Genomic DNA, 9,309 nt, shown 5'->3' with positions numbered 1-9,309 from the left:
CGGATGACCCCGTTCTCCACCTCACGCACCCGCAGCCCGGCCGGATCCAGCCCGAGCAGATCCCGGTAGCCGCCCAGCGCCGCGTCGTAGCCGGCGTCGGTGAGCAGGTCCGGTGAGAACTCGGTGTACTCGACCAGGGCGTAGCGGTCGCTGACCGGCAGCACGTACCCGAAGGAGACGCCCCGGGGCGGCTGCGGGGTACGGAAGTCCATCAGCACCGCGCGCGTGGGGTCGAACACCGGGCGGTCAGCCTCCAGCCACCATCCCCGGAAGTGCTGCAACCAGGTGGTTCGCCCCGCTCGGGCCGGCGGGCGGGGGCGGGAGTCGAGCACCCAGCCGGCCCGTACGGTGCGCCCGTCGCCGGTTCGCACCAGCACCCGGGTGCCGTCGTCGCGCACCGTGTCGGCCGGCGCGACGATCCGGGTGGCGTCGAGGCGACGCTCGGCCGCGGCAGCCCGGTCGTAGACCGGGCCGGAGCGGAGCATGGCGTACCGCAGCGGGGTGAGGTCCAGGACGCGGTGGCGCGTCGCCGTCGCCACCTCGACCTGCTGCCAGCTCGCGCTGAGCAGGGGGTCGAGGTCGGTGTCGGGGTGGCCCCAGAACGCCCAGGTACGGTCCTGACCGCGCCGCCGCACCGGGTCGATGATGGCGATCCGCAGGCCCCGGACGCCGTGCCGGTCCAGTGCGGCGAGCAGCAACGATGCCGCGCCGCCGCCACCGAGCAGCGCGAGGTCGACGTCGAGTGGCACGGAGTCGGTCACTCGCACCACGCTGCCACATTGCCGCGCCCGACCGGGCGCCGGCAGGGCGGCGTATTCGCGCCGTCGCCGGCAATACCTCGCCATCGGCCCAGCGGCGACAGCTCGCGGCTCTCCCCGCCTTCGGGTGGACACGTGACGGCAACGAGGATTTCTCATTTTCACCTGATCGAGGACCCAACCCACCTAGTGTTGGGCACACCGGTGCTAGTCACGGAGTTGGCCACCCGAACGACGTCCCACGCTCTCAGCGGACGAAAAGTGAGGGAAGACGCGTATGAAGGTCTCAACAGCACTCTGCTCGGCGGCGCTCGGCGTGGGCCTCGGCACGCTCCTGCTGCCAGGCGCCGCACTGGCCGACACCACGGTGTCACCGGCCACCACACCGGTCGGTGGGACCGTCGTGCTCACCGCGACGACCTGCAACCCCAAGTCGGGTGACGCCATCTTCCGGGTCACCGGCCCCAACCGCGACCAGAACGTCCGATCCACCACGGCCGCCGCCGGCGGCGGGCTGAGCGCCGAACTGTTCACCGCCGGGTTCACCCTGGGCACCTACACGGTGGCGGCCACCTGCGGCGACGGCAGCTCGGCCGGCACCGCCACGTTCGCCGTCACCCCGATCGGCGGCGCGCCGGCCGGCTCCGGGGGCGACAACCGTGACACCGGCGCTCTCGCCGCCGGCGGCACACTGCTCGGCACCGCCCTCGCCGGCGCGGTGATCCTGATCCGCCGGCGTCGTCCGGTGTCCACTGTCGCCTGATCGGCGACCGTTCCATCCCTGAGACGGGTGCCCGCGCCGGTGACACCGGTGCGGGCACCCCGACGATCCCAGACGGAGGCGCACACGTGTGGTCGCGGCGGACCCTACCGGCCGTGGTCGCCCTCCTCGGCGTGGCCGGGCTCGGGCTGATCACCGTCGGCCTCACCGCCGACCCGGCACAACCACCCTCACCGTCGGCCGACGCGCCGAGACGCACCCACCCCGCACCGGACCTTGCGCCGCTGCCACCCGCCGCGCCGGTCCGGGTGCAGATCCCCGCCATCGGCGTACGCGCCGACATCGTCCCCGTCGGCGCGGACGCCGCCGGGGTGCTGGAAGTGCCGCCACTGGATCGGCCCACCCTCGCCGGCTGGTACCGGCACGGGGTCAGCCCCGGCGAGACCGGCAACGCCGTCCTGGTGGGACACGTCGACTCACCATCCGGGCCGGCGGTCTTCTTCGACCTCGGTCGGCTCCACGCCGGGCAGCAGGTCCAGGTCACCCGCGCCGACACGCGGGTCGCCACGTTCACCGTGGACGACGTCCGCGCGTACCCCAAGGAGCACTTCCCCACCACGCTGGTCTACGGCCCGACGGACGCCGCGGGGCTGCGCCTGATCACCTGCGGCGGCCGGTTCGACGACGCGACCGGCAACTACGTCGACAACATCGTCGTTTTCGCCACCCGCACCGCCTGAGCCGCAACGCCCCGCTGTCCGGAGGCGGACCCCGCTCGGCAGAACGCGGTCGGGCCGCTCAACGGCGCGCGGAGAGGAAGGCGCGGATGCGGTCGCGGGGGTTGTCGGTCAACTCCGGGCCGTGGGTGAAGGCCGCGAGGTCGTAATCCAACTCGCCCAGGACGTGCGCGGTTTCGCGGGTCATCTGGAAGTCGCTGCACAGCCACTTCATCGGCCACCGGACGCCGAGCACGTTGAACAACGCGTCCCCGGTGATCAGCAGGCGGGTCGGCTCGTGCAGCAGCGACACGTGCCCGGGCGAGTGCCCGGGAGTGTGCACCACCCGCAGGCCACCACCGACGTCGAGCAGGTCGCCGTCGGCCAGCGGCTGGGCCACCTCGACCTTCGGAAACCGGCCGCTGTTGAGCCGGGCGAAGAGTCGACCGCCGGTCACGGCCGGATCGCTGACCGGCGCGCGACCCGCCTCCGCGTACGCCACGTCGGCGGCGTGCGCCGCGACCGGGGCGCCGGTGCGGCGGGCCAACTCCGCCGCGCCGCCGGCGTGGTCGGGGTGCGCGTGGGTGAGCACGATCCGGGTGACGTCCGCCGGCGCCTTGCCGATCGCCGCGAGCCCGCGCACGATCCGGGCCGGCGCCTTGGCCAGCCCGCAGTCGACAAGCGTGACGCTGCCGTCGTCGTCGACGAAGGCGTACGAGTTGACTGCCGAGCGGCCCACCGTGGGGATGCGCCAGACGTTCGGGGCCAGTGGCACCGCAGGGGCTCGCGTCATGCCGCGAGTCTAGGAACAATCGTCAACTGTCGTTGTCGACCGACCGGCGGTCCGGCCGAGTCGCCGGAGGGCTAACGTCGCGCGGGTGATGTGGCAGCGGTACGTGGCGATTGGCGACAGCACCACCGAAGGGCTCGACGACCCCGACGGTGTCGGCGGCTACCGGGGCTGGGCCGACCGGTTCGCCCTGGCGGTGGCCCGGGCCCAGGGCGGTCTGGAATACGCGAACCTCGCCATCCGTGGCCGGATCACCGCGCTGATCCGGGCCGAGCAGCTCCAGCCCGCCCTCGACCTGGCCCCCGACCTGGCCACCGTGGTCGCCGGCATGAACGACGTGTTGCGCCCCTCCTTCGACGCGGACCAGGTCGCCGGTGATGTGGCGGCGATGCAGCAGGCGCTGGTCGAGCAGGGGGCCACAGTGCTGACGTTCACGATGCCGGATCCGGCGCCTGTGATGCCGCTGGCCCGACCGCTGCGGGGTCGTATGCTGGCGCTCAACGAGGCGCTGCGGGCCGCCACCGCGCGGACCGGCGCCACCCTCCTCGACCTGGGGGCTCACCCGGTCTCCTCCGATCCCCGGCTGTGGAGCGACGACCGGCTGCACGCCAACAGCGCCGGGCACGAGCGGATCGCCGCCGCCCTGGCGTACACGGCGGGTCTGCCCGGGTTCGACGACTCCTGGACGCGGCCGTTGCCGCCGGCACCGCTGCGGCGCCGCGGTGAGGTGTTCGGCGCCGAGCTGGCCTGGACCCGCCGGCACCTGCTGCCCTGGCTGGTGCGGCACCTGCGCGGCCGGTCGTCGGGCGATGACCGGGTGGCCAAGCGACCGGTTCCGCTGCCGGTGCCGCTGGATTAGGGCCGGTGCGGCAGGATAGCGACGTGGGTAAGGGTGCGGGACGTCGGCGGGCGAACGCGACGACGGGGCGGGTGTGCCCGTGTGGCTCCGGCCGGGCGTACGCGGAGTGCTGCGCCCCGGCGCATGGAGGCGACGCCCCGGCGACGGCCGAGGCCCTGATGCGTTCCCGGTTCAGCGCCTTCGCCCTCGGCGACTCCGGCTACCTGCTGCGCAGCTGGCACTCGTCGACCCGGCCCTCCTCCCTGGAGCTCGACCCGGGGCAGCGGTGGACCCGACTGGAGATCGTGGAGACCGAGCGGGGCGGCCTGCTCGACACCGCCGGCACCGTGACGTTCCACGCCCACTACCGGGACGCGGGCCGGCCCGGCACGTTGACCGAACACAGCCGGTTCGTCCGCGAGGACGGCCGGTGGGTCTACCTCGACGGTGACCAGCCCTGAGGGCTGCTGTGGCGTAGGATGGCGTTGGCGTAGTCCTGCGCCGCACCTCCCTCCCGGCGCTCACGCCGCCGGCAACGCGGAGGCAAAGGGGGCCTGGAGCCCTCGGGACGTGGTGCCACATGCCCCACTCCGGCGGGGTCGGCGGGAGCGTGGGTCCCGGTGACCGTGCCGTTGACCGGGAGCATGTGATGACCACCCAGAGATCGTTCAAGGCCCGGGTCCGGACCCGGATGGAGAAGACCGGCGAGAGCTACACCACGGCCCGCCGGCACCTGATCAATCGGGCCGCCGAGCCGGCCGCACCGCCAGCTCAGGAGTCCACCGCCGCGGCGCCTCCCGCGGCCGCCGCGGCGCAGACCGAGCGGATCGCCGACGACCTGATCCGCGACCGTACCGGCCGCGGCTGGGCCGAGTGGTTCGGCCTGCTCGACGCCGCGTCCGCGACCGGGTGGACGCACACCCGCATCGCTCGTCACCTGGGCACCGAGCACGAGGTGGCGGGTTGGTGGGCGCAGACCATCACCGTCGGGTACGAGCAGGCGCGCGGCCTGCGCGCGCCTGGCCAGCGACGCGGCGGTGGCTTCGAGGCCAGCGCGAGCCGGACGGTGGCGGTGTCGGCGCGGCGACTGTTCGAGGCGTTCGCCGACGAGACGGCACGCGCCCGCTGGCTGCCCGACGTCGAGGTGCGCGTCCGCACCGCCACCGCGCCGCGCAGCTTCCGGGCCGACTGGGCCGGTGGCCCCACCCGGATCGTCGTCGGCATCGACGCTGTCGGCGAGTCGAAGGCCCGGGTCAGCGTCCTGCACGAGAAGCTGACCGGGGCCGAGCAGGCCGCGGAGCTGAAGGCGTACTGGCGGGAACGGCTCGCCGCACTGAAGGCATTGCTCGAGACGGACGGAGACCACCGATGACCATGACGTTCATCAACCTGCCGGTGCGCGACCTGACCACCGCGACCGAGTTCTACCGGGCGATCGGTTTCACCAGCGACCAGGCCGAGCCGGACGGAGACAGCATGGTGCTCACCGTCTCCGACACCACCCGACTGGTGCTGCACCTCCGCTCGGGCTTCGAGGCGTACACCGGGGTCGCCGCGACGGACACGGCGAGCAGCCGGGAGGTCATCGTCGGGCTGTCGGCGTCGAGTCGGGGGCAGGTCGACGAACTGGTCGACCAGGCGGCGGTCGCCGGTGGGGAGTCGCTCGGGCCGGGGATGGCCAACGGGCCGATGTACATGCGCGGCTTCCGGGACATCGACGGCCACCAGTGGTCGTTCCTCCACATGGCCGGCTGACCGTGCCGCCCGGCGACGGTCTCTTCGGGCCGTCGCCGGGCCCTTCGTCGATTCGGTGACTAATCCGGCAGGTCGGCAGCCAACTGGGCGAGCCCGGGCAGGATCTTGTCCCGCCAGCCGGGCCCCATCCGTGCGAAGGCGTCTCGGGCCCGGGGGTCGTCAAGGTCGAATCCCGAGTGGTCCAGGAACAGTCGGGTGCCGTTGCCCTCGGGAACCAGTCGCCAGGTCAGCGTCCAGTTCTCGTTGAACGTGTAGACGAAACGCCGCTCGGGCTCCACCTCGGTGACCTCGCAGGCCACAGCTCCCCAGCCGGGCATCTGTAGGTGGAAGCGGTGACCGACGACGGCGGCGACGTCGCCCGGCACCCACCAACGGGCGAGCAGTTCCGGCTCGGTGAGGCTGCGCCAGACCTTCGACGGCGGCGCGGCGATGAACTGGTCCACGGCGATGGTGGCGGTATCTGTCATGGTCTCCTCCTGGAGCATGTCGGCAAGGGTGCGGAGGCGCTGGCGCCAGAACCGCTCGAAGGGGTGCAGCCAGTCGCCGACCTGGGCGAGCGGCTCGGCGGTCAGGTGGTAGTGCCGTTGTCGTCCGGTGGGCTGGTCCTGCACGAGCCCGGCCCGCCGCAGGATCTGCAGGTGCTCGGCCACGGCCGGCCGACTCAGGTCGAAGCTGGCGGCGAGGTCGCCTGCTGTGCGGGGCCCGTCGGTCAGGATTTCCAGCAGACGGCGGCGGACCGGATTCGCCAGCGCGAGAAAGAGGTCGTCTTCGGGCACGTCAGGATGATGCGTCGGAACTTCCCGACGTGTCAAGGATTCCCGACATAACCTTAGGTGACGGTGTCTGATGTCACCGCGACTTCCAGTCGAAGGCAGGCTCCGGCACCGCGGCCGAGGTGGCCGGCGGCCGACGGCGGGTCAGCAGCACCAGCGCCACCACGAGGTACGCCCCGGCGGTCAGCGCGAACGCCACCGCGTTGCCGGCCGCCGTGGCGAGCAGGCCGTAGCCGGCGTACGTCACGATGATCAGCACGTCGGTGGCCATCCCCGCCAGGGAGGTGACGGTGGCGCGGCTGGTGCCGGTGATCCGCGCCTGAAGCCGCGCGTCGGCCAGCACGGTGGCCAACTGTGCCGCGCCGAACGCCACCGCGATCAGCACGAACCCCGCCGGGTGCCGGAGCAGGGCACCGCCGGCCAGCGCGACGCCGACCAGCCCCAACAGGGCGGCGTACCCTCGGCTGCCCAGCCGCTCCCCCGCCGGCGCGAGCAGCCCGCCGACTGTCACCCCGGCCCAGAGCAGCAGGAGCAGCAGGGGTACGGCCTGCGCCCCGACGCCGGTGTCCAGGGCCAGCAGCGGCGTGTACTCGTCCAGGGCACCCCAGTCGGCGGCGACGACGGCCACCAGCAGCACGGCGCCCCGCACCGGCGGACGGGTGCGGACCTGCGCCACTCCGGCGCGCAGCGTCTCCCACCACCCCAGGTCACCATCGTCGTCCGGGTTCGCGGGTGGGACGGTGTCCGGCCCGTCCGGCCGGGGTGCTGCGGCAGCCACCGACCGAGCGGCCATCGCCGCCTCGGCCAGCGGGACGGGCGCGGCGGCCGGCAGGCGGTGCTCCGGAAGCCGGGTGGCGACGAGGGTGGCGAGCAGACAGGCCAGCACGCTGGCCGCGCCGACCGCCGGGTACCCGCCGGCCGCGAGCACCGGGCCGGCGAGCACTCCGGAGAGCACCACGCCCAGCACACCCGCCGTCCGCGCGCGGCCGAGCACCCGGGCGTACCGGCCGACCGCGCCGAGCCGGTCCAACTCGGTCCAGACCAACGCCTCCAGGGCGCCGGAGACCAGTGCGCCACCGGCGCCCCAGAGCAGGAAACCGACAGCGAACGCCGGGTACGACGGAACCAGCACCCAGAGCGCGAACCCGGCGGCGGCCACCAGCGGCGCGAGGCACAGCAGCAGCCGGCGGGACAGCACGTCGGCCCAGGCGCCGGAGGGCACCTCGAACAGGATGCCGGCGGCCGACCAGATGACGAAGAGCGACGCGATCTGCCCCACCGACAGCCCGGTGTCGGCGAAGAACACCACGTACAGCGGATAGAGCAGGACAAGATCACTGAGGAACGCGTACCCGTAGAGGGTCGCCGTCAGCCGACGGACCGCCGGGTCGGGCACGCGCGAAGCGGTGGGGATCATGGGGCCTTCCCGTGGGAGTGGACACGGACACCGGACGTGCGGTGCCCGCGGTGGCCCACGGGATCGGCCGACGCTGCTGGATCAATGTCGCCAGGTCATGCCCGCGATGCTAGACAACCGGTGCGGCTGCGGCCAGCGTTTTCGGCGTGCCGGGCGAGCGCGGCGGGGCGGAACGGCCGACGCGCGGCGGGGCGGGATCAGATCGATCCCGCCCCGCGCCGTACCGCTGGTGTCAGCGCCGGTCCACCGGCGGAATGACAGTGGTGGTCTCACTGTCGTCGCTGGTGCGCTGCCCGGGCACCGCGTGATCGGTGCTGCCCCGGACCACCTGGGTCGCGTCGGGGTCGGCACCGGCGCCCACCACCTGCGTGACCTCCGAGTCGGCCGAGCCGCTGACCACCTGGGTCGTGTCGTCGGTAGCGGAGGGCCGGGCCGGTGTCGTATCGCCGTCGAGGGCACCGCGACCGACCGCCTGGGTGGCGTCGGAGCTGACCGGGAAGTGGACGACCTGGGTGGACTCCGGGTCGGCGGGTCGGGTCACCACCTGGGTGGCGTCGGCGTCGGCCGGCCGGGGCACCACCTGAATGGCCTCCGCGCCGCTGGTGGTGGCCGACTGGCGGGCCAGCTCGGCCTCGGCGTCGCGGCGACCGGCCCGGTACGCCTGGGCGTGCTCGGCGATGAGCTGCGACTCCTGCTCCGCGCGCGTCAGCCACGACTCCCAACGACTCTGCATCGGACGGATCAGACCGCCGCCGACACCGACGACGAGGATGCCGCCGATCGTGGCCAGCACGGCGATCAGCACCGGAGTGGTGACCGCGGTGGCCACGCCGATCTGGTTCAACGCGGCGATGACACCGAGGCCGAGAATGAACACCGAGGCGATGGTGGCCAGCACCCGGCCGTACGACAGACCGCCGAGCGCGCCGCTGATGATGTCCTTGACCGCGTTGGCGATGGCCGCGGCGACCACGACGATGACGATGGCGACGAAGGCCCGGGGCAGCCACGAGATCACCGCGCCGAGCAGGTCGGAGATCGGGTTCGGCCCCCAGATGCCGAAGGCGAGCTGAAGGGTGAACAGCAGCACCGCGTAGTAGGCGAGCTTCGCGACGATGTCGCTGGCGTCGTACCGGGAGCGGCTCAACGCGCGGCGGATGCCGCCGCGTTCGACGGCGCGGTCGAAGCCCACCCGTTCGAGGACCTTCTCCACGATCTTCAGTACGGCCTTGGCGATCAGCCATCCGGCCACCAGGATCGCCAGAAAGGCGACGGCCTTGGGCAGGAAGAGCATCACCGAGCGGAGAGCGTCGCCCACCGCGTCGCTGACGTTGTCACTCATCTGGTCATTCCTTAAGGGGCAGCCGGTTGGGTCAGCTCGGACCTACCCCCGACCCGCGACGCGGAAACGCCGACCAGGCCGGGTCACCCGCCCGAGGCTGGGCACCCTCTAGCGCGCGAGCGAGTCTTGGCAATATTCTCCGGAGTGCGTGCGGCCACTGGAGCTACTTTTCATCCCCCGCCGTCGGCCGCAGGAGGAG

The 9,309-nt window shown here is 73.0% G+C and carries 10 protein-coding genes and 1 pseudogene; 6 read left to right on the top strand and 5 right to left on the bottom strand.

Translation table 11 applies throughout. From position 1 onward, the window contains the following. Positions 1 to 780: pseudogene (locus DLJ59_RS25200) on the bottom strand (lycopene cyclase family protein); the annotation flags it as partial. 255 nt (positions 781 to 1,035) lie between these two features. Between DLJ59_RS25200 and DLJ59_RS25195 the strand changes: the two are divergent. Together DLJ59_RS25195 and DLJ59_RS25190 are read left to right on the top strand one after the other, a co-directional pair. Beyond that, positions 1,036 to 1,521 (top strand): hypothetical protein, encoded by a 486-nt coding sequence (locus tag DLJ59_RS25195; protein ID WP_124775133.1) that lies wholly within the window; start codon positions 1,036 to 1,038, stop codon positions 1,519 to 1,521. A gap of 113 nt (positions 1,522 to 1,634) precedes the next feature. Next, positions 1,635 to 2,219, top strand: coding sequence for a class F sortase (locus tag DLJ59_RS25190; protein WP_244236219.1), 585 nt, complete (start codon positions 1,635 to 1,637; stop codon positions 2,217 to 2,219). A gap of 58 nt (positions 2,220 to 2,277) precedes the next feature. Here DLJ59_RS25190 and DLJ59_RS25185 read toward each other — a convergent pair whose 3' ends face one another. Further along, positions 2,278 to 2,988 carry an MBL fold metallo-hydrolase gene (locus tag DLJ59_RS25185; protein WP_124775129.1) on the bottom strand — a complete coding sequence of 237 codons (711 nt, stop codon included), beginning with the start codon at positions 2,986 to 2,988 and terminating at the stop codon, positions 2,278 to 2,280. A gap of 88 nt (positions 2,989 to 3,076) precedes the next feature. Here DLJ59_RS25185 and DLJ59_RS25180 point away from each other — a divergent pair, with 88 nt between their 5' ends. From DLJ59_RS25180 to DLJ59_RS25165, 4 genes are all read left to right on the top strand, one after another. Continuing rightward, positions 3,077 to 3,844 carry an SGNH/GDSL hydrolase family protein gene (locus DLJ59_RS25180; protein ID WP_124775147.1) on the top strand — a complete coding sequence of 256 codons (768 nt, stop codon included), beginning with the start codon at positions 3,077 to 3,079 and terminating at the stop codon, positions 3,842 to 3,844. A 23-nt stretch (positions 3,845 to 3,867) separates the two neighbouring features. Further along, on the top strand, positions 3,868 to 4,284 hold the full coding sequence (locus DLJ59_RS25175) for a YchJ family protein (protein WP_124775127.1): 417 nt from the start codon (positions 3,868 to 3,870) through the stop codon (positions 4,282 to 4,284). A 188-nt stretch (positions 4,285 to 4,472) separates the two neighbouring features. Further along, entirely contained in the window at positions 4,473 to 5,195 is a 723-nt protein-coding gene (locus DLJ59_RS25170) for a hypothetical protein (RefSeq protein ID WP_167493890.1), read from the top strand. Then, positions 5,192 to 5,578, top strand: a complete 387-nt coding sequence (locus DLJ59_RS25165; protein WP_124775125.1) for a VOC family protein — start codon at positions 5,192 to 5,194, stop codon at positions 5,576 to 5,578. Before DLJ59_RS25170 ends, DLJ59_RS25165 begins: the two co-directional genes overlap by 4 nt. 59 nt (positions 5,579 to 5,637) lie before the next feature. On the opposite strand, the gene DLJ59_RS37635 is transcribed toward DLJ59_RS25165, so the two are convergent. The 3 genes from DLJ59_RS37635 to DLJ59_RS25145 all read right to left on the bottom strand — a co-directional run bounded on the left by DLJ59_RS37635 (position 5,638) and on the right by DLJ59_RS25145 (position 9,110). Continuing rightward, on the bottom strand, positions 5,638 to 6,354 hold the full coding sequence (locus tag DLJ59_RS37635; protein ID WP_244236218.1) for a metalloregulator ArsR/SmtB family transcription factor: 717 nt from the start codon (positions 6,352 to 6,354) through the stop codon (positions 5,638 to 5,640). A 73-nt stretch (positions 6,355 to 6,427) separates the two neighbouring features. Further along, positions 6,428 to 7,768, bottom strand: a complete 1,341-nt coding sequence (locus DLJ59_RS25150) for an MFS transporter (protein WP_124775123.1) — start codon at positions 7,766 to 7,768, stop codon at positions 6,428 to 6,430. 232 nt (positions 7,769 to 8,000) lie between these two features. Next, on the bottom strand, positions 8,001 to 9,110 hold the full coding sequence (locus tag DLJ59_RS25145; RefSeq protein ID WP_124775121.1) for a mechanosensitive ion channel family protein: 1,110 nt from the start codon (positions 9,108 to 9,110) through the stop codon (positions 8,001 to 8,003). Between the last annotated feature and the right edge of the window lie 199 nt (positions 9,111 to 9,309).

The sequence above is a fragment of the Micromonospora inaquosa genome (assembly GCF_003857055.1).
GTDB classification, from domain to species: Bacteria; Actinomycetota; Actinomycetes; order Mycobacteriales; family Micromonosporaceae; genus Micromonospora; species Micromonospora inaquosa.
Note: the sequence above shows the minus strand (reverse complement) of the source record. Positions and strands in the feature narration are given on the sequence as shown.

Coding starts and splice junctions, on each gene's coding strand:
- DLJ59_RS25170 (WP_167493890.1), top strand. CDS start 4,473: ATGACCACCCAGAGATCGTTCAAGGCCCGGGTCCGGACCCGGATGGAG.
- DLJ59_RS25145 (WP_124775121.1), bottom strand. CDS start 9,110: ATGAGTGACAACGTCAGCGACGCGGTGGGCGACGCTCTCCGCTCGGTG.
- DLJ59_RS25180 (WP_124775147.1), top strand. CDS start 3,077: ATGTGGCAGCGGTACGTGGCGATTGGCGACAGCACCACCGAAGGGCTC.
- DLJ59_RS25165 (WP_124775125.1), top strand. CDS start 5,192: ATGACCATGACGTTCATCAACCTGCCGGTGCGCGACCTGACCACCGCG.
- DLJ59_RS25150 (WP_124775123.1), bottom strand. CDS start 7,768: ATGATCCCCACCGCTTCGCGCGTGCCCGACCCGGCGGTCCGTCGGCTG.
- DLJ59_RS25185 (WP_124775129.1), bottom strand. CDS start 2,988: ATGACGCGAGCCCCTGCGGTGCCACTGGCCCCGAACGTCTGGCGCATC.
- DLJ59_RS25195 (WP_124775133.1), top strand. CDS start 1,036: ATGAAGGTCTCAACAGCACTCTGCTCGGCGGCGCTCGGCGTGGGCCTC.